The organism is Amycolatopsis sp. NPDC114505 (assembly GCF_055633615.1).
The window spans coordinates 1,662,307-1,688,375 of the sequence record NZ_JBVKDV010000003.1; the positions used below are offsets into that span (position 1 = coordinate 1,662,307).

General features: G+C 72.1%; 29 protein-coding genes. 13 read left to right on the forward strand and 16 right to left on the reverse strand.

Annotated elements, in window-relative coordinates:
* Window positions 1-11 precede the first annotated feature (11 nt).
* A complete protein-coding gene (gene sbnA / locus ACZ7OU_RS36775) occupies window positions 12-1,007 on the reverse strand; it encodes a 2,3-diaminopropionate biosynthesis protein SbnA (protein ID WP_470242939.1) in 996 nt (331 codons plus the stop codon).
* A gap of 57 nt (window positions 1,008-1,064) precedes the next feature.
* Window positions 1,065-2,111, reverse strand: coding sequence for a 2,3-diaminopropionate biosynthesis protein SbnB (gene sbnB / locus ACZ7OU_RS36780; protein WP_470242940.1), 1,047 nt, complete (start codon window positions 2,109-2,111; stop codon window positions 1,065-1,067).
* Between the two features lie 164 nt (window positions 2,112-2,275).
* Here sbnB and ACZ7OU_RS36785 point away from each other — a divergent pair, with 164 nt between their 5' ends.
* Window positions 2,276-3,211 carry an ATP-binding cassette domain-containing protein gene (locus ACZ7OU_RS36785; protein ID WP_470242941.1) on the forward strand — a complete coding sequence of 312 codons (936 nt, stop codon included), beginning with the start codon at window positions 2,276-2,278 and terminating at the stop codon, window positions 3,209-3,211.
* On the forward strand, window positions 3,208-4,002 hold the full coding sequence (locus ACZ7OU_RS36790; RefSeq protein ID WP_470242942.1) for an ABC transporter permease: 795 nt from the start codon (window positions 3,208-3,210) through the stop codon (window positions 4,000-4,002). Before ACZ7OU_RS36785 ends, ACZ7OU_RS36790 begins: the two co-directional genes overlap by 4 nt.
* A 215-nt stretch (window positions 4,003-4,217) precedes the next feature.
* Here ACZ7OU_RS36790 and ACZ7OU_RS36795 read toward each other — a convergent pair whose 3' ends face one another.
* From ACZ7OU_RS36795 to ACZ7OU_RS36805, 3 genes are all read right to left on the reverse strand, one after another.
* Window positions 4,218-4,943, reverse strand: a complete 726-nt coding sequence (locus tag ACZ7OU_RS36795) for a helix-turn-helix transcriptional regulator (RefSeq protein WP_470258772.1) — start codon at window positions 4,941-4,943, stop codon at window positions 4,218-4,220.
* A 350-nt stretch (window positions 4,944-5,293) separates the two neighbouring features.
* Window positions 5,294-6,553, reverse strand: a complete 1,260-nt coding sequence (locus ACZ7OU_RS36800; RefSeq protein WP_470258773.1) for a pyridoxal phosphate-dependent aminotransferase — start codon at window positions 6,551-6,553, stop codon at window positions 5,294-5,296.
* Window positions 6,550-7,959, reverse strand: coding sequence for a KamA family radical SAM protein (locus tag ACZ7OU_RS36805; RefSeq protein ID WP_470258774.1), 1,410 nt, complete (start codon window positions 7,957-7,959; stop codon window positions 6,550-6,552). The genes ACZ7OU_RS36800 and ACZ7OU_RS36805 overlap by 4 nt, the downstream gene beginning before the upstream one ends.
* 217 nt (window positions 7,960-8,176) lie before the next feature.
* Here ACZ7OU_RS36805 and ACZ7OU_RS36810 point away from each other — a divergent pair, with 217 nt between their 5' ends.
* A complete protein-coding gene (locus ACZ7OU_RS36810) occupies window positions 8,177-8,890 on the forward strand; it encodes a thioesterase II family protein (protein ID WP_470259037.1) in 714 nt (237 codons plus the stop codon).
* Window positions 8,887-11,142, forward strand: coding sequence for a non-ribosomal peptide synthetase (locus tag ACZ7OU_RS36815; protein WP_470258775.1), 2,256 nt, complete (start codon window positions 8,887-8,889; stop codon window positions 11,140-11,142). The genes ACZ7OU_RS36810 and ACZ7OU_RS36815 overlap by 4 nt, the downstream gene beginning before the upstream one ends.
* Here the strand turns inward: ACZ7OU_RS36815 and ACZ7OU_RS36820 are convergent, their stop codons facing one another.
* Both ACZ7OU_RS36820 and ACZ7OU_RS36825 read right to left on the reverse strand, forming a co-directional pair.
* The gene (locus tag ACZ7OU_RS36820) at window positions 11,143-11,610 is read right to left on the reverse strand and encodes a cupin domain-containing protein (RefSeq protein WP_470258776.1); all 468 of its coding nucleotides are present in this window, start codon (window positions 11,608-11,610) and stop codon (window positions 11,143-11,145) included.
* Window positions 11,607-14,330 carry a BTAD domain-containing putative transcriptional regulator gene (locus ACZ7OU_RS36825; RefSeq protein WP_470258777.1) on the reverse strand — a complete coding sequence of 908 codons (2,724 nt, stop codon included), beginning with the start codon at window positions 14,328-14,330 and terminating at the stop codon, window positions 11,607-11,609. The genes ACZ7OU_RS36820 and ACZ7OU_RS36825 overlap by 4 nt, the downstream gene beginning before the upstream one ends.
* Window positions 14,331-14,672: 342 nt before the next feature.
* Here ACZ7OU_RS36825 and ACZ7OU_RS36830 point away from each other — a divergent pair, with 342 nt between their 5' ends.
* From ACZ7OU_RS36830 to ACZ7OU_RS36845, 4 genes are read left to right on the forward strand one after another with little or no spacing between them, the layout of a single operon-like run.
* Window positions 14,673-15,002 (forward strand): PadR family transcriptional regulator, encoded by a 330-nt coding sequence (locus tag ACZ7OU_RS36830; RefSeq protein WP_470242948.1) that lies wholly within the window; start codon window positions 14,673-14,675, stop codon window positions 15,000-15,002.
* 2 nt (window positions 15,003-15,004) lie between these two features.
* Window positions 15,005-15,391: a DUF1048 domain-containing protein gene (locus ACZ7OU_RS36835; RefSeq protein ID WP_470258778.1), complete on the forward strand. Its 387-nt coding sequence runs from the start codon at window positions 15,005-15,007 to the stop codon at window positions 15,389-15,391.
* Window positions 15,388-16,155 carry an ABC transporter ATP-binding protein gene (locus tag ACZ7OU_RS36840; RefSeq protein ID WP_470258779.1) on the forward strand — a complete coding sequence of 256 codons (768 nt, stop codon included), beginning with the start codon at window positions 15,388-15,390 and terminating at the stop codon, window positions 16,153-16,155. Before ACZ7OU_RS36835 ends, ACZ7OU_RS36840 begins: the two co-directional genes overlap by 4 nt.
* Window positions 16,152-16,913, forward strand: coding sequence for an ABC transporter permease (locus tag ACZ7OU_RS36845; RefSeq protein ID WP_470258780.1), 762 nt, complete (start codon window positions 16,152-16,154; stop codon window positions 16,911-16,913). The genes ACZ7OU_RS36840 and ACZ7OU_RS36845 overlap by 4 nt, the downstream gene beginning before the upstream one ends.
* A 3-nt stretch (window positions 16,914-16,916) precedes the next feature.
* Here ACZ7OU_RS36845 and ACZ7OU_RS36850 read toward each other — a convergent pair whose 3' ends face one another.
* Window positions 16,917-17,864 carry a LysR family transcriptional regulator gene (locus tag ACZ7OU_RS36850; protein WP_470258781.1) on the reverse strand — a complete coding sequence of 316 codons (948 nt, stop codon included), beginning with the start codon at window positions 17,862-17,864 and terminating at the stop codon, window positions 16,917-16,919.
* A gap of 100 nt (window positions 17,865-17,964) precedes the next feature.
* On the opposite strand from ACZ7OU_RS36850, the gene ACZ7OU_RS36855 reads away from it, so the two are divergent.
* The 5 genes from ACZ7OU_RS36855 to ACZ7OU_RS36875 are packed head-to-tail and all read left to right on the forward strand — an operon-like array spanning window position 17,965 to window position 20,810.
* On the forward strand, window positions 17,965-18,201 hold the full coding sequence (locus ACZ7OU_RS36855; protein ID WP_470242953.1) for a hypothetical protein: 237 nt from the start codon (window positions 17,965-17,967) through the stop codon (window positions 18,199-18,201).
* Window positions 18,198-19,064, forward strand: coding sequence for an AAA family ATPase (locus ACZ7OU_RS36860; protein WP_470258782.1), 867 nt, complete (start codon window positions 18,198-18,200; stop codon window positions 19,062-19,064). Before ACZ7OU_RS36855 ends, ACZ7OU_RS36860 begins: the two co-directional genes overlap by 4 nt.
* Window positions 19,057-20,145, forward strand: a complete 1,089-nt coding sequence (locus ACZ7OU_RS36865) for a vWA domain-containing protein (RefSeq protein WP_470258783.1) — start codon at window positions 19,057-19,059, stop codon at window positions 20,143-20,145. Before ACZ7OU_RS36860 ends, ACZ7OU_RS36865 begins: the two co-directional genes overlap by 8 nt.
* 9 nt (window positions 20,146-20,154) lie before the next feature.
* Entirely contained in the window at window positions 20,155-20,424 is a 270-nt protein-coding gene (locus ACZ7OU_RS36870) for a hypothetical protein (protein WP_470258784.1), read from the forward strand.
* On the forward strand, window positions 20,421-20,810 hold the full coding sequence (locus ACZ7OU_RS36875; protein ID WP_470258785.1) for a hypothetical protein: 390 nt from the start codon (window positions 20,421-20,423) through the stop codon (window positions 20,808-20,810). Before ACZ7OU_RS36870 ends, ACZ7OU_RS36875 begins: the two co-directional genes overlap by 4 nt.
* Here ACZ7OU_RS36875 and ACZ7OU_RS36880 read toward each other — a convergent pair.
* Genes ACZ7OU_RS36880 through ACZ7OU_RS36915 form a run of 8 tightly spaced genes read right to left on the reverse strand, consistent with a single transcriptional unit; the run spans window position 20,807 to window position 26,068 of the window.
* Window positions 20,807-21,166 (reverse strand): hypothetical protein, encoded by a 360-nt coding sequence (locus tag ACZ7OU_RS36880; protein WP_470258786.1) that lies wholly within the window; start codon window positions 21,164-21,166, stop codon window positions 20,807-20,809. The two genes, ACZ7OU_RS36875 and ACZ7OU_RS36880, sit on opposite strands and share 4 nt — an antisense overlap.
* The gene (locus tag ACZ7OU_RS36885) at window positions 21,163-21,432 is read right to left on the reverse strand and encodes a hypothetical protein (protein WP_470258787.1); all 270 of its coding nucleotides are present in this window, start codon (window positions 21,430-21,432) and stop codon (window positions 21,163-21,165) included. Before ACZ7OU_RS36885 ends, ACZ7OU_RS36880 begins: the two co-directional genes overlap by 4 nt.
* A gap of 1 nt (window position 21,433) precedes the next feature.
* Window positions 21,434-21,676 (reverse strand): hypothetical protein, encoded by a 243-nt coding sequence (locus ACZ7OU_RS36890; RefSeq protein WP_470258788.1) that lies wholly within the window; start codon window positions 21,674-21,676, stop codon window positions 21,434-21,436.
* Between the two features lie 10 nt (window positions 21,677-21,686).
* Entirely contained in the window at window positions 21,687-21,914 is a 228-nt protein-coding gene (locus ACZ7OU_RS36895) for a hypothetical protein (protein ID WP_470258789.1), read from the reverse strand.
* Between the two features lie 13 nt (window positions 21,915-21,927).
* On the reverse strand, window positions 21,928-22,182 hold the full coding sequence (locus tag ACZ7OU_RS36900) for a hypothetical protein (RefSeq protein WP_470258790.1): 255 nt from the start codon (window positions 22,180-22,182) through the stop codon (window positions 21,928-21,930).
* 10 nt (window positions 22,183-22,192) lie between these two features.
* Window positions 22,193-22,765: an SRPBCC family protein gene (locus ACZ7OU_RS36905; RefSeq protein ID WP_470258791.1), complete on the reverse strand. Its 573-nt coding sequence runs from the start codon at window positions 22,763-22,765 to the stop codon at window positions 22,193-22,195.
* Entirely contained in the window at window positions 22,759-23,664 is a 906-nt protein-coding gene (locus ACZ7OU_RS36910) for an XdhC family protein (RefSeq protein WP_470258792.1), read from the reverse strand. The genes ACZ7OU_RS36905 and ACZ7OU_RS36910 overlap by 7 nt, the downstream gene beginning before the upstream one ends.
* Window positions 23,665-23,674: 10 nt before the next feature.
* On the reverse strand, window positions 23,675-26,068 hold the full coding sequence (locus tag ACZ7OU_RS36915; protein WP_470258793.1) for an aerobic carbon-monoxide dehydrogenase large subunit: 2,394 nt from the start codon (window positions 26,066-26,068) through the stop codon (window positions 23,675-23,677).
* Window position 26,069 lies beyond the last annotated feature (1 nt).

Here is a 26,069-nt window from a genome sequence, read left to right on the forward strand (position 1 = left end):
CGTTCTCCCGGTCAGTGCGCGGCGTTCAGTTCGGACAGGCGGCCGTCTTCGTAGGCGGGCTCGTATTCGGGCCAGTAGGACTCGCGCACCCAGGCGTCGTCGTAGACGGTGGCGAGGTAGCGCTCCCCGAAGTCCGGCGCGATGGCGACCGCGGTGACGGGCAGGCCCGCCGCGTTGGCGTCCAGCCAGGCCAGCGCGCCCGCGACCACCGTGCCGGTGGAGCCGCCGAACAGGAAGCCCCGCCCGGCCAGCTCGCGGCACCGGCGCACGGCGTCCGGCTCGGTCACGTGCACCACTTCGTCCACAAAGGACTCGTTCAGGATGCCGGGGCGGACGCTGGTGCCCAGCCCCGGGATCAGCCGGCGCGCGGGCGCCCGGCCGAAGGTCACCGACCCTTCGACGTCCACCGCCACGATCCGCGGCGCCCGCCGGGCGTTGCGGAAGTACCGGGCGCACCCCATCAGCGTCCCGGTGGTCCCCGCGCCGACGAACAGCACGTCGATGCCGGGGAACTGCCGTGCGATGGCGGGCGCGGTGGTGAGGTAGTGCGCCATCCAGTTGTCCCGGTTCGCGTACTGGTTCAGCCAGACGAACCCGCTCTGCGCGCACAGCATCCGCACGTGGGCGATGCGCGCGCCGAGGAACCCGCCCTCGGCGGCCGGCTCGGTGACGACGTGCACCCGGGCGCCGAACGCCTCCATCATCCGCCGCGTCGCCTCGTTGCAGCGCGCGTCGGTCACGCAGACGAAGCCGTAGCCGCGGTCGGCGGCGATCATGCTCAACGCGACGCCGAGGTTGCCCGAGGAGGATTCCACCAGCGTCGAGCCGGGCGTGAGCAGCCCTCGCCGTTCGGCGCTCGTGATCATCTCCAGCGCCGCCTTCAGCTTCACCGAGCCGGCGAAGTTGAACGCCTCGCACTTGAGGTACAGGGCGGGGCCGAAGACCGGCCGCAGATCCACGTACAGGTTGTCTTCGTTGTATTCCTGCGGAGCCGAGATGATGGGCACGCACAACCCCTATTCGTGCGGGAGAGAACCGGCCGGGCGGGATCGCCGCGGTCCGGGCTAGCGGGCCGGGGGCCGGTGCCGGTCCAGCTCGTGGAAGAAGCCGTCGACCACCGGGAGCTCCCCCGCCGCCGCGGTCTCGTCGTAGACGTACTTCGCCACGGCGAGGTCGAGGACCCCGAGGCCGAACGGCGAGAAGATCAGCGGACGGCCGGCCCGCGGTTCGAGGCGGCCGGTCAGCACGTCGAACAGCGTGCCGGACAGGAAACCCCGGTCCCCGGTCAGCTGCTCGGCCAGGTGCGGCGACGTGTTCGCCTTGAGGCAGTGGTCGACGTCGTCGACGACGTTGGTGGAGACCAGCACGATCTCCGGGGCGATGTCGCGCAGCGAGACGTTGAGCACCAGCGGGTCGTGGGCGAACCAGTCGACGTCGGTGACGTACGGCTCGGCGGCGACGGTGGCGAACACGACCAGGTCACTGGCGCGGATCAGGCTCTCGGCGTCGCGGTGGCCGGTGACCCGCGCGGTGGTGCCGGTGCCTTCGAGGTAGTCGCGGAACCCGTCGGCCGACTCGGCGTGCAGGTCGTGGACGCCGATCTCGTCGAACTCCCAGCCGGTCGCCTGCAGGTAGGTGTGGATGAAGCGGGCGATCAGGCCGGTCCCGACGAACCCGACGCGGCGCGGGCGGCCGCGGACCGTGCTCAGCACCGACGCGGCGAGCGCGGCCGAGGCGGCCGTGCGGGCGGCGCTGATGATGGAGCTTTCCAGGCAGGCCAAGGGGTAGCCGGTGGCCGGGTCGTTGAGGATCAGCACCGCGGACGCCCGCGGGATCCCGTGCCGGACGTTGCCGGGGAAGCTGGAAATCCACTTGAGACCGTCCACCCCGTCATCCCCGCCGAGCGAGGCCGGCAGCGCGATGATCCGCGAGTCCGGGCGGTCCGGGAACCGCAGGAAGTAGGAGGGCGGGTTGACCGTGTTCCCGGCGCCGTGCAGCCGGTAGGCCGCCTCGACGAGGTCGACCACCTTTTTTTCGTTCCCGGCCAGTACGTTCGAGACCTGCCGGCCGGAAATGACCGCGAAAGGAGGAATTTCGTTCCGCTCCGGCATTTCTTCCCTCCGATTCCCGCCCGTCTTCCCGGGCACTGGGGTGGCTTGCCGAAATGACGCTAGCCGCGCCGCCACTGGCAATCCGCCACCACTGCTGGCGGGCGGCAAAGGGGCCCGCTGCTGGAATGGGGCTCGCGCCGTCGCCGGAAGAGAAGGGCCGAGGAGTGACCGCAGCAATCGAAACCGAGGGTCTGACCAAACGGTACGGCAGTCATCAGGCGTTGCGCGGGGTCGACCTGCACGTGCCGGCGGGCACGGTGCTGGGGGTGCTGGGACGCAACGGCGCGGGCAAGACCACGACCGTGCGGATCCTGTCCACCCTGCTCGTCCCCGACTCCGGCCGCGCGTTCGTCGCCGGCCTCGACGTCGTGCGGCAGCAGGCCGAAGTGCGCACCCGGATCGGGCTGACCGGGCAGTACGCCGCCGTCGACGACCGGCTGACCGGCCGCGAGAACCTGGTGCTGCTGGGCACGTTGCTCCACATCGGACGCCCGGCCGCGAAGTCCCGCGCCCGCGAGCTCCTGGCCCAGTTCGACCTCACCGACGCCGCCGACCGGCAGGTCCGGACCTATTCCGGCGGCATGCGGCGCCGGCTCGACCTCGCCAGCTGCCTGATCTCCCACCCCCCGGTCGTCTTCCTCGACGAGCCGACCACCGGGCTGGACCCAGCGAGCCGGGTCGTGCTCTGGGCGGCCGTCCGCGAGCAGGCGGCGGCCGGCACCACCGTGCTGCTCACCACCCAGTACCTCGAAGAGGCGGACAAGCTGGCCGACCGCGTCGTCGTCATCGACGCCGGCAAGGTCGTCGCCGAAGGCAGCCCGGAGCAGCTCAAGCGTGACGTCGGCGGCGAGTGGCTGGAGGTCTCCGTCACCGATCCGTCGCGCACGGCTGAAGCCCGGGAGATCCTCGCGTCGGTGGCCGGATCCGTCGAGGTCGCCGACGGCAGGCTGAGCGCGCCCGTTCCCGACGGAACGGCGGGAATCGCCGCGGTGGCGGGGAAACTCCACGCGAACGGGATCGCCGTGCAGGAGTTCGCGTTGCGCCGCCCGTCACTCGACGACGTCTTCTTCGCTCTCACCCGTACTTCGGAGGCGGTATGAACACGCTCCTCAGCGACGTCGCGGCCCTGACCGGCCGCCGGTTGCGCGCGACGGTCCGGTCGCCGGCGAAGATCGTCGGCGTGCTGCTCATGCCGATCAGCCTGGTGCTGGTGCTCGGTTTCCTGTTCGACGGCTCGATCACCCTGCCGGGCGGTGCGCCGTACGTGGACTACCTGACCGCCGGGGTCGCCGCGCAGGTGGGCCTGACGCTGGTGGCCACGAGCGGGCTCGGCATCGCCGACGACCTGGCCGGCGGCCTGGCCGACCGGTTCCGTTCGCTGCCGATCCCGCGGTCGGCGGTCCTGCTCGGCCACACGCTCTCGGACCTGGTCCTGGCGGCGGCCGGCATCGGGGCCACCACCGGGATCGCGTACACGATCGGCTGGCGGATCCACAGTGGACTGCTGCCGGGGCTGGCGGGGTTCGGGCTGCTGCTGTTGTTCGCGTACGCGATGCTCTGGCTCGGCGCCCTGATCGGCCTGCTCACCCGCGGCGCGGAGGCGATCAGCGCGATCGCGGCCCTGGTGATGGTGGTCGGCTCGTTCGTGTCGAACGCGTTCGTCCCGTTGCGCGGCCTGCCGGCCTGGCTGGCGACGGTGTCGGCGTGGAACCCGGTCAGTTCGGTGGTGGCCGCGTGCCGCCGCTTGTGGGGCAACCCGGACCTGGTGACGGCGGGGGCGGGTTTCCCCCAGCGCAACGCGACGGTGATCGCACTCGTGGTGCTCATCGCGGTCCTGGCGTTGGCGATCCCCGCCGGAACGCGGATCTACCGGACCGGCACGGCCGCCTGACCGGCAGCGCTCGCGACGGCCGGCGCGAGCAACCCGGCCACGCAGGCGCGGAAGGCGCGCTTGATGCGGTTCTTCGCCTCGCGGCACTCCGACCCGGCGGCAACTCCTGCGGCGGCCGCCCATCCGGCGCGAGCAGCGCAGCCACCCAGGCGCGGGAGCCCAGTTCTCCCCGCGGCGGCCACGCATCCGGAGCGAGCAACCCAACCCAGCAGGACCTACCGAACCGAAACCGCGGCCTGCCCGGCACTCAGCCGCCCCGGCAGGACCTGCGGCGGCCACACGTCCGGTGCGAGCAACCCCGCCACATACGCGCGCGAAACCAGCTCCGTCCGGTTCTTCACCTTCAGGAACCGCATCATCCGGTGGATGTGGTACTCCACGCCCTGCCGGGACAGGTACAGCCGCCGGGCCAGTTCGGCCGTGCTCGCTCCGGCCGCGACGCCCTGCAGGATCTGGGTCTCGATCTCGCTCATCGCGCGGTTCCGGCCCGCCGGGTCGATGCCGCGGCGCTGGACGCGGTCCGGCAGGAACAGCAGGAGGGCCGCCGCCGCGGCCGGGCGGCGGCCGGGCAGGGCCGCCGCGATCAGCGTCACCGGCAGGGCGCCCGCCGCGGGCACGAGCGGGGTGAACCGCTCGCGGAACCCGCGCTCCCCCTCCAGCACCAGCCGGGACAGGCGGCGCTGCACCCGCTCGGACACGAACGGGTGCAGCAAACCGGGGAGGTCCGCCCGGCAGACCTCGGCCGCGGTGCGGTCGAACAGGCCCAGCATCTCCCGGTTCGCCGCGACCACCCGCAGCCGGTCGTCGAGGATCGCCGAAGAGACGTCCGAATTATCCAAGAAGGACGAGAACATTCTTTGGTACTCGCCCCCGATCTCTTTTTCCCGGTCGAGGGAAAAAGGGGAGTCGGTCACCGAGCCGTGGACCTGGATTTCGGGCATGGAAAACCACCGGTTCGTAGTCGGGCGATGCGGGATCCGGTGGCTTCGGTGCCGGGTGCGCCGGCCGTGCCACCGTCAGGACTCACCCTAGGAACGGGCGGTCACCAGCGTCAACACGAACGGGTGAGTGCGACCTAATCCTGTGGCACTCCGGGTGACCGTACGGTGACCCCACCCACCGAACGGTTCGGTCGGTGCGGTTTAGATGTTCTCCTCGAATCCCGTCCGGCGGTTGACAGGACCGGGCGCGGCCGAAACACCGCGAAGACATAATCCTTTTGACATATGTTAAGGCCACCTCAAGTGCGATGCACGCCCCTGAGGTGGCCTTGACGGGTTCGTTATGCGATTCAGCTGGTCAAGCCGGTGAACGCCGCGCGAAGAGTGTCGAGGGTCTCCGCGATGTGCGGCAGCATGAGCGGCGACGGCGACCGCAGCGCCGCCCAGCGCTCCTCGTCGTCGGCGCCGTACAACATGCTGGTCGCGGCGCGGAACCGCAGCGCGCCGGGGTCGTCGCCGAGGTGCTCACCGCCCAGCACGGCCACCCCCAGCCGGTCGATCAGGTGCTCCTGCAGCGACGCCGACCCGGTGATGCCCTTCGCGGCCAGCACGTCCCGCACCGGCTCGAAGTCGGGGTAGACGTAGAAGCCGCCGGTGGGCGGGCGGCACACCGCACCGGCCTGGGTGACGATCCGGTGCACCGCGTCCGCCACGGCGCCGTGCAGGCGCGTGCTGGCCCGCAGGTGCGCGGTCACCTCGGGCGGCTCGGTCAGCGCGAGGCACGCGACCTCCTGCATGGGACCCGCCAGCGTGGACCAGATCTCGCTGGCCAGGCCCAGCACGGTCGAGCGCAGCGCCCGGCCGGCGACGGTGGCCGGGAACCGGGCGAAGCCGATCCGCCAGCCGCCGAGGGCCAGGCTCTTGCTCAGCCCGGACGTCACCACCGTGCGCTCGGGGGCGAACTCGGCCGGGCTCGCGTACGGATCGGCCGGGTCGTGCAGGATGTCGCGGTAGATCTCGTCGGAGACGATCAGCAGGTCTTCGGCTTCGGCGATCTCGCACAGCCGCCGCACGACGTCCGGCGGCGCGTGGGTGCCAGTCGGGTTGTCCGGCAGCGTCAGCAGCAGCATCCGGGGCCGCCCGCCGGCCGCGCGGAACGCCCGCAGCGCGCCGGGCAGCAGGTCGGGGTCGGGCACGCCGCCGCAGCCGGCCGGGATGGGCACCTCGAGCACCGGACGGCCGAACAGCCGCGCCTGCGGGGCGTAGGTGACCCAGCAGGGTTGCGACAGGACCACCGCGCCGTCGATCGCCGCCATCAGCGCGAGCAGCAGCGGCTTGCTCCCCGGCGCCAGCACGATCTGCTCCGCTTCGGTCAGCAGGCCCCGGCGGGTGAAGTAGCCGGCCGCGGCCGCGCGGCTGTCCTCGGCCCCGGCGACCGGCCCGTAGGCGGTGCGCCGGGCGCCGGCGAGCAGCCGGTCGGCGAGGAAGTCCGGCAGGGGCAGCCGGGACTCGCCGAACCCGAGGTGGATCAGCGGCTGGCCGGCCGCGTGCCGGCGGCTCACGGCCTCGTCGAGCGCGAGGTTCGGCGAGACGACGTGCGCGGCGGTCATCGGATCCCTCCCCGCGTGTCCGCGACCAGGCCGAGGTCCACCGGGACGCCACGCGTGCCGCTCACCGGACCTCCGCGCCCCACGACGTGCTGCGACCGGACCGCCTCCGCGATGTCCGGCGGGGTGTCCGGGAGCAGCTCCAGTTCGTCGAGCCAGGCGGCGTCCGGCGTGTACCGCGCGAAGAACGGCCTGCCGGTCAGCCCCGGGCGCCGGGCCTGCAGGAACCTCAGCTGGAACAGCCGGTCCCCGCCGAGCTCGACCGTGCCGTCGACGACGACCTTGCCCGGCGTCGCCGACATGACCGGCCCGCGGATCGTGCGCGCGAGCCCCGGCAGCCGGCCGTAAGCCCCGGCGAACAGCTCCTGGGCGCGCCCGAGCGGCACCTTGAAGTAGTCGTGCGGACCGGTGTCCCGGGCGACGAACATGTAGTACGGCACGGCACCCAGGGCCAGCTCGGTGCTCCACAGGCCGGCCAGCGCGTCCGCGTCGTCGTTGACGTGCGCGATCAGCGGCGACTGGCAGTACACCCGGGCGCCGGTGGCCAGGATCCGCTTGACCGCCTGGCCCGCGACGTCCGTAGCCAGCTCCCGTTCGTGGCTGTAGTGCGCCATCACCGAGAGCGTGCGCCCGGAGGCGACGACGTCCTCGTAGAGGCGCAGCACCGCGTCCGCGTCCGCGTCGGTCACGAAGCGCTGCGGCCAGTAGGCGACGGACTTGGTGCCGATCCGGATCGTGCGCACGGTGGGGATCGCCAGCAGCGGCTCGAGGTGCACCCGCAGCCGCTCGGCGGACATCACCATCGGGTCGCCGCCGGTGACCAGCACGTCGGTGACCTCCGGGTGCTCCCGCAGGTACTCGACGAGCCGGTCGGCCTCCTTCACCGCGAACCGCAGGTCCTTCTCGCCGACGAACTGCGCCCAGCGGAAGCAGTACGTGCAGTAGGTGTGGCAGGTCTGGCCCTGCTGGGGGAAGTACAGGACGGTGTGGCGGTACTTGTGCTGCAACCCGCCCAGCTCGTCACCGCCCAGGGTGGGCACGTTGAGCTCCAGCTGGCCCGAGGGGTGCGGGTTGAGGCTCTGGCGGATCCGCCGCACGACGGCGGGCAGGTCGGCGCGCCGCCCCGGCCCGGTGGCCGCGCGGGCCAGGTCGCGCTCGTCTTCCTTCGACAGCATCCCGTCCTGCGGGAAGACCAGCTGGAAGATCGGGTCCGCCGGCACGTTCGCCCAGTCGATGAGCTCGGTCAGCACGTACTCGTTCACCCGGAACGGAAGGACGAGGGAGAAGAGCCGGATGGTTTCGGCGAGCCCTTCCGGGACGGGGAACCTCTTCAGGATTTCGTCGAGCTTGCTCGGTCCGTACGCTTCGAACCTGGTGCCCACCGGGGCCGGCTGTTCCAGCAGCTTCACGTCGACAATTCCCTTTCCTTCGAAACGGCCACGGCAGCGAAAAACAGCGGAATCCATTTCACGGGCATTTCTGTTTCCTGCGGCCAGGTTAGAAGTCGGCGTCCTGGCAGAATGCTCGTCCCGCGAAAACCGGGAACGACACTGGCACGGCGCCACCGGGGCGGGCACTAACGTCGGAAAACGCATCGCTGCCCCGTACGAGGATGGTCTGGTGAGCATGAAGTTCTACTGCTGTCCCTTCGCCGGCGCCGGCGCGAGCGTCTACCGTTCCTGGACGCCGCCCGCGGCCGCGGAAATCGAGATCCGGCCGGTGCAGCTGGCCGGCCGTGAGGAGCAGTTCGGCCTCCCGCCGCACGAAGACGTCGCCGGCGCGGCCGCGCACGCACTCGGGCAGATCCGGCGCACCGCCGTGGCCGGCGAGGAGATCGTCCTGTTCGGCCACAGCTCGGGCGCCGCGGTCGCGTTCGAGACGGCCCGCGCGATCGCGGCGTCGGGCGAGTTCCGGCTGGCCGGGCTGGTCGTCAGCGGCGCACCGGATCCGGTGACGCCCTTGGACCTCGGCCTGCGCGGGCTCGAGGGCGAGGAGTTCGTCGCCGCCGTCGAGCGGCTGATCGGCTACGCCCACCCCGCGCTTTCCCAGCCGGAGCTGCGCGACATCCTGCTGCCACCGCTGCGCGCGGACCTCCTGGCGCGCGAGGCGTACCTGGCCCCCGCCGGCACCCGCCTGCCGGTGCCGGTGCTCGCGGTCCGCGGCGCGGACGACCCCCTCGTGTCCCGGGCCGACCTGGCCGGCTGGGAACGGGTCGCCGGCGCGGGCTTCGACGTCGCGGAGCTTCCGGGCGAGCACATGTACTTCCTGCCCGACCCGGCCGCGCTGCTGGACCTGCTCGCCGCACGGTTCGCCGTCCCGGCAAGGGAAGGAGCCCGATGAGCGACCACTGGATGTCCTTCGGCCCAGCCGGAACCGGGCCGGCCGAAGTGAGTGCCGCCCTTTCCGCGGACAGCGCCACGGACGTGCGGACGCTCGCGGCCGCGACCGCCGTCGTGCTGGCGCGGTTCTCCGGCGAGACCCCGCGGATCGCGCTGCCGGACGCTCGCGGGTCGCGGACCTGGATCCTCCCGGTGGCCGAGGACCTGCCCGCTTCCCGTTACCTCGCCGAGGTGTTCGTCGGCGCCGCGGCCGACACCGGGCCGGCGCCGGTCGCGATCGGCGTGCCGGACGGCGACTTCCCCTTGGTGCTCGACCTCACCCCAGGACAGCTGCGCTGCCGGTTCCGCCGCGAACTCGTCCACGAGACGGCCGCGCGCTGGCTGCTGCACGGCGTCCGTGTCGTGCTGGACCTGTTCGCCCGCGAGCCCGGCGCCGTGATCGGCTCGGCCGACCTGACCGCCGGCGAGCACCCGGCGCCGGTGCTGCCCGGCGAAGCCGCCCCGGACTGGCTCGACGGCGAGCACACGCTGCACGAGCTGATCCAGCGGCGGGTGCTGGCCCATCCGGACGCGATCGCCGTGACGGCCGGGGACCGGGCGGTGTCCTACCGGGAGCTCGGCCAGGCGGCGGACGTCCTCGCGGCCCGGCTCGCCGAGCGCGGCTGCGGCCCGGGCAGCCGCGTCGGCCTGACCTTCGCCCGGTCGCCGGAGCTGATCGCCGCGATGTTCGCCGTACTGAAGACGGGCGCCGCCTACGTCCCGCTCGCGCCGGGCAACCCGATCGCCCGGCTTAAGCAGATCGCCGAGGACGCGGAGGTGTCGCTCGTCCTCGCGGACTCCCCCGCCGAGCTGGGCCTGCCCACGCTGGTCGTCGACGACGGCGTGTGGACGGACCGGGCCGAGCCGTTCCTGATGACCGGCACCGCGGACGACGGCGCCTACCTCATCTACACCTCCGGATCCACCGGCCAGCCCAAGGGCGTCGTGGTGGCGCACCGGCAGATCTGCAGCCTGCTCGACGCGGCCCGGGTGTTCGGGTTCGGCTTCGGTTCCGCCGACAGCTGGGCGCTGTTCCACACCTACTCCTGGGACTTCTCGGTGTGGGAGATCTTCGGCTGCCTGACCACCGGCGGACGGCTGGTCATCGTGCCCGAGGAGACCGCCCGCGACGCGCACGCCCTGCACGACCTGCTGTCCGCCCAAGGCGTCACCGTGCTCAACCAGACCCCGTCGGTGTTCACGCAGCTGGCGGCGGTCGACGCCGACCGCGCCGAACGGCTTTCCGTGCGGCTGCTCATGTTCAGCGGCGAGCCCCTGGACATGGCGCTGATGCTCCGGTGGTTCGAGCGGTACCCGGAGCGGCGGTGCCAGGTGATCAACATGTACGGGATCACCGAGACGACGGTCGCCTGTACCTGGCATCCGGTCACCCGCGAGGCCGCCGCGGCGGGCAGCCGCTCGGTCGGGCGGGCCGTGCCGGGCTGGCGGGTCGACGTCGTCGACGAGCGGGGCCGGCGCGTGCCCCCGGGCGTGCCGGGCGAGATCCTGCTCGGCGGCGCCGGGATCGTCGACGGCTACCACCGGCGCCCCGAGCTGACCGCGGCCAAGTTCCTCGGCGAACGGGGTGCGCGCTGGTACCGCACCGGCGACCGCGGCCGCGTGCTGCCCGACGGCGAGCTGGAGTACCTGGGCCGGCTCGACGACCAGGTCAAGATCCGCGGCCACCGCGTCGAGCTCGGCGAGATCCGCGCGGTACTGCTGGCCGAACCGGGTGTCCGCGCGGCGGCCGTCGTCGTGCGCCGGCGGGGCACGGGCGCGGGTTCGGAGCGGCTGGACGCCTACGTCGCCGGTGCCGGGCTCGATCTGTCCGTTGTGGACAAAAGGCTTCAGGACCAGCTGCCCGAGTACATGGTGCCGGAGACGCTCACCGAGCTGGACGGCCTACCGGTCAACGCCAACGGGAAGCTCGACCCGGCCCGGCTGCCCGAACCCCGGGCGGCCACCGAGGAGCTCGGTCTGGTCGACGCCCTCGAAGCGACCGAGTTGCAGCTCCGGGTCGGCGAACTGTGGGCGGGCGCCCTCGGCCGTCCGATCGCCTTGGACGACGACCTGTTCTTGACGGGCGGCAACTCCCTGCTGGCGTTCACGATCGTCGACGGCATCCGCAAGGCCGGCCTCGGCGACCTGGCGGTGGCCGACCTCTACCGGACCCGCACGGTCCGCGGGGTGGCGGCGGTCCTGTCCCCCGCCTGATCAGGCGCCTTCGACCGAACCCGGCGGCAGGAAGTCCACGTCGTGCAGTGCCGACAGCCGGACGACCTCCGCCGGGTCGGTCAAGTCGTGCAGGCGGTCGAAGAGCTGCGCCAGCCGCCCGGCCGGGCTCACCCAGAACAGTCCGCGGGTGAGGCCTTCGCTGCGGTTGTAGTACGCGTGCGGGAGGCCCTTCGGCATCCGCACGGTGTCGCCGGGGCCCGCCGTCGTCCACTCGCCGTCGAGGTAGAGGGTGAACACGCCTTCCAGGATGTAGATGTGCTCGTCCTGGGTCGGGTGGACGTGCGGCGGCACCCCGGTGCCGGGCGGGTCGAGCGTCTCGAACGCGAAGCTCGACTCGCTCGCGGCCTTCAGGGAGTAGGTGTGGCCGAGCACGTTCCACACCTTCCCCTCCCCGGCCGGCGTCATCCCCTTCGGCAACGGGCCCAGCACGATCTCTTCGCCGGTCATGGCACCTCCTGCTCGTCGTGACGGATTCCGGCCAGCCGTTCCTGGACGCGGGCGTGGCGGAACTGGTAGACGCCGCCGGCCTGCCGCAGCACGCCGCGGCGGTGGGCGTCGTCGAGGAAGTGCATGAGGCGCCAGGGAAGCCGGCCGGTCGCGGCGAGCCAGACGTGGTGGACGAAGTAGTTGCCCCACGCGCGCGTCACGAGCACCGACAGGCCGATGCCGCCGCCGAAGAAGAGGCCGACCACGACCGGCAGGACCGGGTTCGTCGCCGGCGGGAACACCTGGCCGCCCGCGATCGCGCCCGCGAGGCCGTAGCAGACGGCGGCGACGCCGCGGGCCATGAACCAGCCGAAGGCCGTGCCCGCGAGCCCGCCGGCGATGGCCAGCGCCAGGTCGTACCGGCCGCCCAGCACCGGCAGGAACCGCGTGTTCGCGGTGAACGCGAACGCCATCCCGTCGAACAGCCCCAGCGACACCAGGAACGAGACGGACAGCGCGACCGCGCCGGTCCGTTCGTTGCGCAGGATCGTCCGCGGGCTCGACACGCGGCTGGCGTCGACCGGTTTCGCGAGCCACACGTGCACCGCGAAGACCAGGCCGAACACCAGTGCCAGGAAGACGACCAGGCCGGCGGCCAGCGACCAGCCCAGGCCGAGCAGGGTGCCCACGACGGCGCCGATCGCGAACCGGCCGGCGAACTTCCGGGCGGCCCCGGCGAAGCGCAGTTCGGTGCGCAGCGGCTCCGGCGCCCGCCCGAAGCGGTGCGTCAGGTATCCGGCGCCCCCGAAGGAAAGGGCGTAGATCGCGGCCAGCGCCGGTCCGTCGTCCAGTAGGCCGGTGACGACGAAGAGCAGCGCGATCAGCCCGCCGACCAGGGCCGCCCGGGTGCCCGCGGGCACCGCCCGGTACAGCTGCCACCAGGCCAGGTCGCGGCTGCGCGCCTGCTCGAGGTGCCGGGCCAGGAACCCCAGCCAGCGGGTCGCCTGCTCGGCCGTGTACCGCCCGGACGGGCTGGTCTTCGGGTTCCGCCCCGGCGGCTGCGGCACGTCGGCGTAGGCGTTGGGGACGAACGAATCGAGCAACTGCCCTTCGACGGCTTCGGCGTCTCCGGCGCCGAGCAGCTCGGCGGGATCGGCACCGGGACGGCCGTATTCGATCCGCGCGAGGTCGACCATCAACGGCGTCCGCAGCACCCGGCCCAGCGCCGCGTCCGGGTCCCGCCGCAGCCGCTCGGCCACCGGGCGCCAGCGGTCGTGGCCGGTGCCCTCCCGCGCGGACAGGTAGGTGATCGCCTCCTGCCGGGCGACCGGTTCGAGCCGCACGACGGTGGCGACGCTCAACGCCGCGCCCGACTCGCGCGTCACCTGCTCGTACTCGGCCGAGCGGCACGTCAGCACCAGCGAGCGGCCCACGGCCATGGTCTGGTCGAGCGCGTCGAGCGCCGCGGCGCGCAGGTCCGTCGGCATCTCGTCGAGGCCGTCGAGGACCGGGACGACGTGCCCGCCGAGGACGAGCCGCGTCGGCGCGCCGGGCCCGTACTCCTTGGCGTTGAGCAGGGCCGGGTGGTTCTCGGCGAGCCGGCCCGCCAGCCACCGGTCGAGGTGCTGGCGCCGCGGGTCCCACGAGGCCAGCGACAGCAGGACCGGGACCGGGGCGCCCGGGACGCGGGTGCGCAGCAGCTCCAGCGTCAGCATCAGGGCGAGCACCGACTTGCCGGAGCCGGGATCGCCGAGCACGACCAGCTGCCGCACGGGCAGCGCGGTGAACGTCTCCGCGATGTCGTCGAGGTCGCCGCGGCGCGCCGGTTTGCCCGCCCGCGCGAGCGCCGACCAGCGCAGGACGATCGGCTGCGGCCGGTGCAGCGACCGCAGCTCGGCTTCGGCGCGCCACTGCCACGTGACGGCTTCGGCCAGCTCGGTGACCGCGCGGTCGAAAGGGTGGTGCACCGGCGGCGCGTCCGGCTCAGGCTCGGGTTCGGGGTCGCTCGCGGTGGCCTCGGCGAGGATCTGGTCGTGCAGCCGCCGGAGGTCGGGGTTCGGGTCGACGCCGAGCTCGTCGGCCAGCCGCCGGCGCAGGCCGTGGAACAGCGTCGAGGCTTCGGCGTAGCGGCCCTCCTTCGCGAGGGCGCGCATGAGGAGCAGGTGGGACAGCTCGCGCATCGGGTGCTCGCCGCAGAACTCGGTCAGCTCGCGGACGACCTCACCCGTTTCGCCCAGCCGCAGCCGCCATTCGGCACAGAGCTCCACGGCGTCGGCGCGTTGTTCGTCGAGCACCGCGGCCCGGCCGGCGAGCGTGGTCGTCCGCAGCCCGTCGAGCGCCGGGCCGCGCCAGAGGGCGAGGGCGTTGCGGATCTCCTCGACGGCGTCGACGAGCTTCGCCTGCCCGGCGAGTGCCCGCGCCGCCGTGACGTGGCGGCGGAACCGGAGCGAGTCGAGGTCGTCGATATCGGTCTGCAGGCGGTACCCGGGTCCGTCGGTGACGATCATGCCGCCGGTCTCGCCGAGCCGGCTTCGCAGCGCGGACACGCAGTTGCGCACCTGCTTCACGGCCGTCGCCGGCGGCTCGTCCTCCCAGAGCGCGTCGATCATGCGCTCCACCGGGACGACCGAGTTGGGGTTGAGCAGCAAAGCGGCCAGCGCGCGTTGCTGGCGCGGGCTCGCCAGGGTCACCCGATCCCCGTACGCAAGCACTTCCAGCGTCCCGAGAATCCGGAACCTCATCGCATCCCCCCTCGTGTCCCAGGCTAGCGGCCGGCGCCCGGCTCCGGAACGCGCTGGTGGAGCCGTCGATGCCGGCGCGAGGACGAAACGAGGACGGCTTCGGGAACCCTAGGGGCACGGCGAAAGAGGGGGAATGCCGGGGCGACCCGGTGGCGGGCGCGTCGTTGGGGGTCGCGCCCACCACCGGGACCGCCGGCCCGGCGCCGGAAAACCCGGTCACTCGGTGAGGCCATCGCGGAAGCACTCCGCGGTGGCCTCTTTTGCGTGCTTGCCCCGCCTCCACTAGTCAGTGTTACTATCTACCGGTACTCAGCAAGACTGAGTAGCACCGGGAGGCGGTACATGGGCAAGCAGATGACGGAAATGCTCAAGGGCGTGCTGGAGGGCATCGTCCTGGCGGTCCTGGCCGGGCGGTCCGCGTACGGCTACGAGATCACCGCGTGGTTGCGGGAGCAGGGCTTCTCCGACATCGCCGAGGGCACCGTCTACGCGCTGCTGATCAGGATCGAGCGCCGCGGGCTCGTCGATGTCGAAAAGGTCCCGTCCGAGAAGGGACCGCCGCGGAAGGTGTACGCCGTCAACGCTCAAGGGCGGCAGTACCTCGACGAGTTCTGGAAGACCTGGGGCTTTCTCTCGGAACGGCTCGCGCAACTCCACGAAGGAGGGAACTGACCATGTCCGAGACCGAAGACGGCGGCTTCATCGCCAAGTTCATCACGCTCGTGATCGGCGACAAACGGCGGTGGCGGCAGTACAAGGCCCGCGTGAAGCGGCTCCCGCCGAACTACCGGACCGCGGTCGAGGCGATCGAGCGGTACCTGATGCACTTCGGGTCGCTGGACAGCGACAACGCCGCCTCCCTCTTCGAGGACGTCGCCGATCTGTTCGAGCGGGCCGCGGCGGACGGGACGCCGATCCGCGAGATCGTCGGCGACGACCCCGTCGAGTTCGTGGACGAGCTGATCCGGAACTACGCCAAGGGCGGGTACGTCGCCCGCGAGCGGCAACGGCTGACCAGCGCCATCGACCAGGCCGCCGGCGAAGACGGGACCTCGAGATGACCGCGATCCGGGTGCGCGGGCTGGAAAAGTCCTACAAGACACTGAAAGTGCTGCGCGGAGTGGACTTCGACGTCGAGCGGGGCAGCATCTTCGCCCTGCTCGGCTCCAACGGCGCGGGCAAGACCACCGCCGTGAAGATCCTGTCCACCCTCCTCAAGGCCGACGCCGGCGCGGCCAGCGTCCACGGGTTCGACGTCGTCACGCAGGCCGACGACGTCCGCGCGGCCATCAGCCTCACCGGGCAGTTCGCCGCCGTCGACGAGATCCTCAGCGGGCGCGAGAACCTCGTGCTCATCGCCCGGCTGCGCCACCGGAAGCAACCCGGCAAGATCGCCGACGACCTGCTGGAGCGCTTCTCGCTGACCGACGCGGGCGCGCGGAAGGTGTCGACGTACTCGGGTGGCATGCGCCGCCGCCTGGACATCGCCATGAGCCTCATCGGCGATCCGCCGGTGATCTTCCTGGACGAGCCCACCACCGGGCTCGACCCCGAAGCGCGCCTCGAAGTGTGGGACGCGGTGAAGGGCCTCGCCGCGCGCGGCACGACGGTGCTGCTCACCACCCAGTACCTCGACGAGGCCGAGCAGCTCGCCGACCGGATCGCGATCCTGCACGAGGGCCGGATCATCGTGAACGGCACGCTCGCCGAGCTCAAGGCGCTGCTCCCGCCCGCCGAGGTCGAATACGTCGAGAAGCAGCCGACGCTCGAGGACGTCTACTTCGCGGTCGTCGGCTCCCGCACGGAAGGGGACGGACAACCATGACCACGCACGTCGCCGGCGACACCACTGTCCTGTTGGGACGGTCACTGCGCCACGTCACCCGCAGCCCGGACACCGTCATCACGACCGCGGTGATGCCGATCGCCATGATGCTGATGTTCGTCTACGTGTTCGGCGGCGCGATCGACACCGGGCCGGGCTCGTACGTGAACTACCTGCTGCCCGGCATCCTGCTGATCACGATCGCCTCCGGCGTCGCCTACACCGCGCTCCGGCTCTTCACCGACCTGAAGAGCGGGATCTTCGAGCGGTTCCACTCCATGCCGATCGCCCGCTCGGCCGCGCTGTGGGCGCACGTGCTGACGTCGCTGGTCGCCAACGTGATCTCGCTCGTGATCGTCGTGGGGGTCGCCCTGCTCATGGGCTTCCGCACGAGCGCGGGAGTGACGTCGTGGCTCGCGGTCGCCGGCATCCTGGTCCTGTTCACCCTGGCGCTGACGTGGATCGCGGTGCTCGCCGGCCTCACCGCGAAGACGGCCGAAGGCGGCAGCGCGTTCTCCTACCCGCTGATCTTCCTGCCGTTCCTCAGCTCGGCGTTCGTGCCCACCGCGACGATGCCAGGGCCGGTGCGCTGGTTCGCCGAGCACCAGCCGGTGACGTCGATCGTCAACACGATCCGGGCCTTGTTCACCGGGCAGCCGATCGGCACGGACATCGGGGTCGCGCTGGCGTGGTGCGCGGGAATCCTGGTGGTGGCCTACGTCTTCGCGACGGCCGCGTATCGCCGGAAGATCTCGTAGGCGTCAGCTCCAGATCGTCACGTAGACCGGCGGCCGGAAGCGCGACGGCGGCACCCCGCTCCCCGGCGAGCGCATCACCTGCATCGCCGCCGGCGTCCCGAGGAAGTGCCGCAGGGAGTTCGCCGCACCCGAACGGCGATCCGTCGGCAGCGTCGTCACGTGCCAGCACAGCGACATCGGCGTCCCCCGCGCCGGGACCACCGCCAGTTCGTGACGGCGCAGCTGAGGAGCCACCAGGTGCTCCAGCGCCACCGACACCCCCGCGCCACTCGCCGCGGCCGACCAGGCGGCGGTCTGGTTGGGGAAGATCTGGATGCCGTCGTCCGGTACGCCCAGCCGGCGCAGCAGGCGGAGCGTGTCGCTGCCGGGGTCGGCGCCGGCCGGGTCGAGCAGCCAGCGCCAGTGCGCCGGACCGCCCTGGTGGCGGCTGTTCGGCGAGCCCACCACGACGAGCGAACCGCGGAAGACCGGGACGCAGTCGAGGCCCTTCGCCGCGTCGCCGGTCAGCTCCGGGCCCAGCGCCACGTCGGCGAGCCGGTTGGCGACCAGGACCGCCAGCTCCGTGGTGCGGGCCAGCCCGGCCGACGCGTCGATCGAGTTGCCCGAACGCCGGGTGAACGCCTCCAGCAACGGGTTCGCCACGAACTCGGCGATCTCGCTGGTCACCGCCAGCTGCAACCGCGCCGCCACGCCGTTGGCCTGCCGGACCGCCGCGTCCGCCTCGGCGCCGAGCGCCACCATCTGCGAGGCGATCGGCAGCAGCCGGCTGCCGCCCGCGGTCAGCGTCATCCCGCCCGCGCGCTTGATGAGCAGCTTGTCGCCGTGGTGCAGGCGCAGCGCGGCCAGCGCCTGGGACACCGCGGGCTCGCTCACGCCCAGCGCCTTGGCGGCGTCCGTGACCGAGCCGAGCCGGGCCACCAGGACGAACGCGTTGAGCTGGCCCAGAGTCATGGTCCCAGGTTCTCCGTCGAGCCGATCACGAGACACTACAGCTTAAGGGAAGCATTAATCGACCGCCGGCACGGCCACGGTCCGCCACTAGCCTCGGCTGATGGCCGATTCCGACGAGACCCTCCGGGTGCTGCGCGAGATCTGGGACGCCACCGGGCAGAGCAGCGAAGACGTCGAAGAAGCGTGCGGTCCGCAGAAGGCGTGCAAGAGCACGCGCGCGGTCGGCTTCGACGGGCTCACCTCGAGCTGGCGCGACCAGCTCGCCGCCGACGGCAAGCTCGAGGCGGGCGCGACCACCGTCGGCGACCTCGTTCTCGGCCGCGACCGGCAACCGTGACGCGGGAGTACCCGGACACCGTCGCCGGCCTGACCGAGCGGCTGCGCGGCGCCGGCTACCTCGCCGACCGCGGCCTCGCCACGGCCCTGCTCGTGGCCACCCGCCTGCACCGGCCGATCCTGCTGGAAGGCGAGGTCGGCGTCGGGAAGACCGAGCTGGCCAAGACGGTCGCCGAGGTCTTCGACCGGCAGCTCGTCCGCCTCCAGTGCTACGAGGGCATCGACACCGCGCAGGCGCTCTACGAATGGGACTACGCCCGCCAGCTCCTGCACATCCGGGCCCTCTCCGCGGCGGAAACGGGCGAACGCGCCGTGGCCGACCTGTTCGGCCCCGAGTTCCTGGTGGAACGGCCGCTGCTCACCGCCGTCCGGCAGGGCGCGCGAGCCGTGCTGCTCATCGACGAAATCGACCGCGCGGACGACGAGTTCGAAGCCTTCCTCCTGGAGCTGCTGGCCGACTTCCAGGTGACCGTGCCCGAGATCGGCACGATCCGGGCGCCGAGCCCGCCCCTGGTCGTGCTGACCTCCAACCGCACCCGGGAGCTGCACGACGCCCTCAAGCGGCGCTGCCTCTACCACTGGATCGGCTACCCCACCGCCGAGCGCGAGGTCGAGATCGTGCTGACCCGGGAGCCGGAGCTCCCCGAACTGCTGGCGCGCAAGGTGGTCGCGGCCGTGCACCGGCTGCGCGAGCTGGACCTGGCGAAGCCGCCGGGGGTCGCGGAGACGATCGACTGGGCGCGGATGCTGCGCTTCCTCGGTCTCGACGAACTGGACGCCGACACGCTCGGCGCGGTGGTCAAGGACCGCGACGACCTCGACGTCGTCCGCGCGAACCTGGCGGAGATCACCTCCGGTGGCTGAGGCGTTCGTCCCCCTGTTCGTCGGCTTCGCCCGCGCGCTGCGGTCCGCCGGGATCGCGGCCGGCCCGGGTGACGTCCTGACGTTCTGCCGGGCCGCCGCGGTGCTCGACCCGGCCGATCTGTCCGATGTGTACTGGGGTGGCCGGGTCACGCTCCTGGGGCGGCACGAGGACATCCCGCGGTACGACGAGGTCTTCGAGCGCTACTTCCTCGGCGGTGCTCCCCTCCCGGAGACGCTCGTCGCGGAAGTCGCCCGCGAGGCGGTCCTCGCGCTGCCCGAGGCCGAAGGCGACGGCCCCGAGCGCGAAGCCGAGGCGGTGCTGGGGCTCACCGCGTCCGACGCCGAATCGGTGAAGGACAAGGCGTTCGGCGCGTGCACGCCCGAGGAGCTGGCGGCGATCCGGCGGATGATGGCCCGGCTGCGGCTCACCCCGCCGCGCCGCCGCACCCGCCGGACGCGGCCCGCGCGCCGGGGCCCGATCCCCGACCTGCGCCGGACGGTCCGCGGAACCCTGCGCCGGTACGGGGAAATCGACGAGCTGCGCCGGCGACGCCGTCGCGTCAAGCTGCGGCCGCTCGTGCTGGTGCTGGACGTCTCGGGCTCGATGGCGGACTATTCGCGGCACCTGCTGCAGTTCGCCTATTCCGCGCGGCGGGCGGCGGCGCGGGTCGAGGTGTTCTGCTTCGGCACGCGGCTCACCCGGATCACCGACGAGCTGGGCAGCCGCGACGCCGACGTCGCGCTCGCCGAGGCGGCGCGGACCGTCGTCGACTGGGAGGGCGGGACCCGCATCGGCGACTCGCTGGCCGAGTTCGTCCGCCGGTGGGGCCGGCGCGGGATCTGCCGCGGCGCGGTCGTGGTGGTCTGCTCGGACGGACTCGACCGCGGTGATCCGGAGGTGCTGGCGAACGCCGCCGAGCGGCTGTCGCGGCTGTGCCACCGGCTGGTGTGGACGAACCCGCACGGGCGCCGTTCGGCCACCGGGATGCTGGTCGTCGCGCCGCACGTCGACGTGGTCGTGCCGGGGCACGACCTGCGCAGTCTGGAAGAGCTGGCGGCGCTGCTGCCACGGCTGGGATAGGAGACGCGGATGCGCTGGAGCGTGGCGATCGAGGCGGCCGGGGACCGGGTGCTGACGCGGGAGGAGATCGTCGAGCTGGCCGACGCGGTCGCGCCGAGCGGCGGCATCGCGAGCGGCATCGGCTCCCCGCGCTACGGCGCGCAACTGCTGGTCGAGGCACCCGACCGGGACACCGCGATCACCCTGGCCACCGAGGACTTCGGCCGCGCCGTGGCGACCGCCGGGCTCCCGGCGTACCCGGTGGTGCGCACGGAAGTCCTGGGCGAGGACGACGAATGATCCGCCTCGGCTCGGCGGCGGGCTACCCGTTCGAAGGCCCCCGGCTGCTGGGCGGCTGGACCCCGCCGGCGTCGGCGGCGGTGTACGCGGTGCTGTACAAACCCGACCCGGACGAACGCCCCGACCGGTACGCGGTGGTGTACGTCGGGCACAGCGACGACCTCTCGCGCGAGCGCTTCCCGTTCCAGCACCCGCGGGCGGCCTGCTGGATCAAGCGCGCCGGCTCGAAGTGGAAGGTCCACATCTGCACGTACGAAGCTCCCGGCGCGGGCCGAGCGCACCGGGAGCAGATCGTGCGGGAACTTCTCACGGTGTACCGGCCCCGGTGCAACGCCGAGCAGTTCGAACACAACTGGCCCGAGCACTGGATCGGCCACAGCCGCTAGCGCGGGACGAACCCGACCATTTCATGCAGCCGCGAGCGCCGCGTTCCCGACGCCGGCCGCGCGGGCGGCCGTTCTTCGGTCGGCGGCTGGTACGTCGCGCCGGTGACGATGTCCTCCGCCATTCCGTACAACAGCGGCAACGCGCCCGCCACCACGCCGCCCGTGCGGTTGATGTGCTCGACGCCGGGCACGATCGCCTCCGCGTGAGTGTTGATCTCCCGCACCTTTTCCGCGCAGTCCTCGAGGTTCGCGGCGATGCGGCCGAGCAGGGAGCCCACCCAGAACAGGTAGACCGCCAGCACCGCGGTCAGCAGCACGATGTCGACGACGGTCAGCACCACCAGCAGCGACGTCATGACTTCACCTTTCCGAGCACCCGGCCGAGGAACAGGTGGTGCCGCAGCCCTTCGGCGAGCACCCCGTCGACGCGCCCGGCGGTCTCCGGGATCAGGGCGGTGTCAGCCGTGTTCGAAGCCGCTTCCCGCAGGGTGCCGCGGATCCCGGCGACGCGCTCGTCGATGACGCGCACGTACCGGATGAGCAGGCTCAGCAGCCCGGCGACCGCGAGCACCACCACGAACCCGGCCACGATCGCGACCCACCACAGCGTCTCGTCGGACACGTCAGCCTCCCAGGCGTTCCCGGCCGCGGCGCAGGCCGGCCGTGATGACCTCGGCGTGGTCGATCGTCGTGCGCAGCCCGCGCAACGCCGCCGTGTGCCGTACCGCCGCCTGCAGCTCGTCGTCGATCAGCGGCGCCGCGCGGCCGATCGACCGCGCCAGCACCAGGATCGGCACCACCAGCGCGACGACGACCAGCACGACCACCACCCCGATCACGTACCCGACGATCCAGCCCGTCGTCATGCCCGCCTCCTCACACCGTCTCGCAGAAGTCGCGCACCGGTTTCAGGTCCGCGTTCACGCTCTCCAGCGCCCCCGGCACCGGCGCGGTGCGTTCGGCGACCAGCCGGACGCCGCCCAGTACCCCGCCGAGCGTCTTCCGCACGTGCGCCAGGTGCAGGATGACGCGCAGCAGGCCGACGGCCGCGAACAGGATGATCAGGCCGGCGATCACGAGCGTGACCCAGGCGGCTGCGAGCATGACCGTTTTCCTTTCAGCCGAGCAGTTTCGCGACGCTGCCGGCGTACCGGGTCGCGCCGGCGGACATTTCTTCGATGGTCGTCGCCGTCCGCGCCAGCGCGGCCGGCACCGGCTCCAGCTGCCCGGCGAGCCGGCCGCCGCCGGCCAGGATTTCGTCGGCCGCGCCGCGGATGCGCTCCACGGCGGCGAGCACCCGGTTCAGCAGGGCGATCACCACCGGCAGCACGACGAACAGCAGCACGGCGTTGCCGATCCACCACAAGGCCACGACGTCCTCCTCAAGCGCTCCGGTAGGGCAGGAAGAACCGGCGGAACACGCGCCGCAGCGCCAGCAGCGCGGCCTGCACGCCGATCCGGAACCCGCGGGCGGGCGCCGCTCCGGCGACGAGCTCCTCACCGCGGTCGACGCGGTCGATGCCGTCCTGCAGGTTCACCGCGAAGTCCCGCATCAGCACCGACGAGACGTCGGCGATCATGCCGCGGCCGTACTGCGCGGCGGCGCCGGAGACCTGCAGGTCCTGGTCGACGTCGACGCGGGTGCCCGCCCCGGCGCGCACGAGGGTCGCGGTGAGCGTCATGCCCGCCGTCCCGCGCCCCTTCTCCTCGGATCCTTCGGCGACGACGACGATCCGCTTGGCCGCGTCGTCGCGTTCGCTGATCTCCGCCGTGCCGCGGAACTTCAGCGACACCGGGCCCATCCGGACGCTGACGCGGCCGCGGTAGTGGTCGTCGCCGAGGTCCTCGGTCAGCTCCGCGCCGGGCAGGCAGACGGCGACGCGCGGGACGTCGTCGAAGAACCGCCAGACCTTCTCGACCGGCTGGGCGACGTCGAACCGGTTCCGGATCAGCATCGGACGTCCTTCTTCGCGTAGTTCGAGGGGTCCCCGCGGAACGCGTCGCGGCAGCCGGCGCAGCAGAAGTAGTAGGCCTTCCCGTCGTGTTCGACCGGGTCGCCGACCGGCTCGACGGTCATCCCGCACACGGGGTCGACCAGGTCCTCGACCGACAGCGCGGACGCCCGCGGCGCGGCGCGGAAGGCGACCAGCTCGGCCAGGATCGCGACGGCGATCTCCCGGTGCGGCACCGGCCCGAGGTCGAGCCCGGCCGGGACGCGCACCCGGTCCAGGTCTGCGCGCGGCAACCCGCGATCGGCCAGATACCCGAGGACGGCCTCACCGCGCCGGCGCGACCCGACCAGCCCGACGTACGCGGGCCTCGCCCGCAGCGCGCCTTCGACCGCGTCCTCGTCGAAGTGTCCTTGCGTGGCCACGACGACCATGGTGCGCGGGCCGACGTCGTCGAACTCCGCCCGCGGGATGAGCTCGGCGCACCAGCCGAGGGCGGTGGCGAGGTCGACGAGCGTGCGTGCCATCGGCGACCGGCCGACGACCAGCAGGTGCGGCGCCGGCTCGACCGGCTCGATGTAGATCTCCAGCGCGCCTTCGCTCTGGCAGGCGATCGGCACGACCGTCATGCCGTCCGGCACCGCCTCGCCGAACTGGCCGGACGTCCCGAGCAGCAACAGCCGCGGTTCGCCGTCGGCGATCGCCTGCCGCGCTTCCCGGACCACGACCGGCTCGGCGCAGGCCCCGCCGATCCAGCCGTCGAGGACGCCGTCGGCGGTGACGATCGCCCGACAGCCTTCCTTGCTCGACGACGGGCCCTGGCGCCAGACCACCGTGGCCCAGGCGAAACTCTCACCGCGGTCGGAGAGTTCCCGGGCCCGCTCGAACAACGTCCAGTCGTGCATCACGTTCTCCTCAGCCGTCCGACGTCCGCAGCGGCGGCATCCCGGACACGTCGCGGCGGTCCCGCAACGCTTCCCAGACGCGGTCGGGCAGCACCGGCATGTCGATGTTGCGCACCCCGGTGTCGTCGATCGCGTCCATCACCGCGTTGACGAAGGCCGCCGGGCCGCCCACCGCCGCGCACTCCCCCACGCCCTTGGCGCCGATCGGGTGGTGCGGCGACGGCGTGACGACCTCGCTGTGCAGCTCGAACCCCGGGGTCTCCCACGCGGTCGGCAGCAGGTAGTCCATGTAGTTCGAGCCGATGCAGTTGCCTTCGGCGTCGTAGGTGATGAACTGCATGTTCGCCATCGCGTAGGCCTCGGTGAGCCCGCCCATGATCTGGCCTTCGACGATCATCGGGTTGATCCGGACGCCGCAGTCGTCGACGGCGACCAGGTTCAGCACGTCCCACACGCCGGTCTGCGGGTCCACCTCGACGGTGACGATGTAGACCGCGAACGGCCAGGTCAGGTTGGGCGGGTCGTAGTAGGCGACGTTCTCCAGGCCGGGTTCCATGCCGTCGGGCATGTTGCCGTACGCGGCCATCGCGCACTCCTGGATCGTGACGCCCCGGTCGGGGGCGCTGCGGACGTAGAACCGGCCCAGCTCCCACTCGACGTCCTCTTCGGACACTTCGAGCAGGTGCCCGGCCAGTTTCCTGGCCTTGGCCCGGATCTTGCGCGCCACCATCGCGGTGGCCGCGCCGGCGACCGGCGTGCTGCGGGAGGCGTAGGTGCCCATGCCGAACGGCGCGGTGTCGGTGTCGCCGTGCTCGACGACGATGTCGTCGGCCGGGATGCCCAGCTCGTGCGAGACGATCTGGGCGAACGTCGTCTCGTGGCCCTGGCCCTGGGTCTGCGCGCCGATCCGCAGCAGGGCCTTGCCGGTGAGGTGCACCCGCAGCTCGGCCGAGTCGAACATCTTGATGCCGAGGATGTCGTACTCGCGGCTGTTGCCGGCGCCGAGCGGCTCGGTCATGGTCGAGATGCCGATGCCGAGTCTGCGGCCCCGGGCGCGGGCTTCTTCCTTCTGCCGCAGGAAGTCCTCGTACCCGACGGCCTTCAAACCGACGTCCAGGCACTTCTCGTACTGGCCGGAGTCGACCAGGAAGCCGTACGGCGTCCGGTGCGGGAACTGGTCGTCGCGCACGAAGTTGCGCCGGCGGAACTCGGCCTGGTCGATGCCGAGGTCCAGCGCGGCCTGGTGCACCATGCGTTCCTGGAAGAACATCGCCTCGGTGACCCGGAACGAGCACCGGTAGGCGACGCCGCCGGGCGCTTTGTTGGTGTAGGTGCCGCGAGCGGCCAAGTAAGCGTGCGGCACGTTGTAGCAGGCGAACGCGGAGTGCAGCAGGCCGATCTTGAACTTGCTGGGCTGGGCGTCGGCGAAGAACGCGCCGTGGTCGGCCACCGCGTTCATCCGCACCCCCAGGATGCGGCCGTCGTTCGTCAGCGCCATTTCGCTGTCGAGGTACATGTCCCGGGCGAACCCGGTCGAGATCAGGTTGCCGGTCTTGTCCTCGATCCACTTCACCGGCTTTTCCAGCAGGATCGAGCAGAGGATCGAGCACACGTACCCGGGGTAGACGGGCACCTTGTTGCCGAAGCCGCCGCCGACGTCCGGGGAGATGATCCGGATCATGTGCTCCGGCAGCTCGGCGATCATCGCGACGGCGGCGCGGACGATGTGCGGTGCCTGGGACGTCAGGTAGACGGTCAGCTTCGACGTCGCCCGGTCGAAGTCCGCCACCGAGCCGCAGCATTCGATCGGCGACGGGTGCGAGCGCGGGTAGTGCAGGCGCAGCTTGGAGACGTGGTCGGCCCGCTCGAACGCCCGGTCGGTACCTTCGCGGTCGCCGACCTCCCAGTCGTAGATGACGTTGTCGCGCTGCCCGGCCTTGTCGTCGCGGATGACGGGCGCGTCCGCGGCCATCGCCTGCTCGGGGTTGACGACCGGCGGGAGCGGCTCGTACTCGACGTCGATCGCGTCGCACGCGTCCTTGGCGATGTACGGGTCGTCGGCCACCACGCAGGCGACCTCCTGGCCCTGGAAGCGCACCTTGTCCGTGGCCAGCACGGCTTGCGTGTCGTAGGACAGCGTCGGCATCCAGGCGAGGTTGCGGGTCGCGGCCATCTCGCCGGTCAGCACCAGCCGCACGCCCGGGATCTCCCAGGCGCGGCTGGTGTCGATCGACTTGATCCGCGCGTGCGCCAGCGGGCTGCGCAGGATCTCCATGTGCAGCATGCCGGGCAGCACGATGTCGTCGGTGTAGTTGCCCTTGCCGCGCAGGAAGCGGTTGTCCTCCACCCGGCGGCGGCTGGCCCCGAGCCCGCCGATCTTGTTCTCGTCCAGCGCCCGCGACACG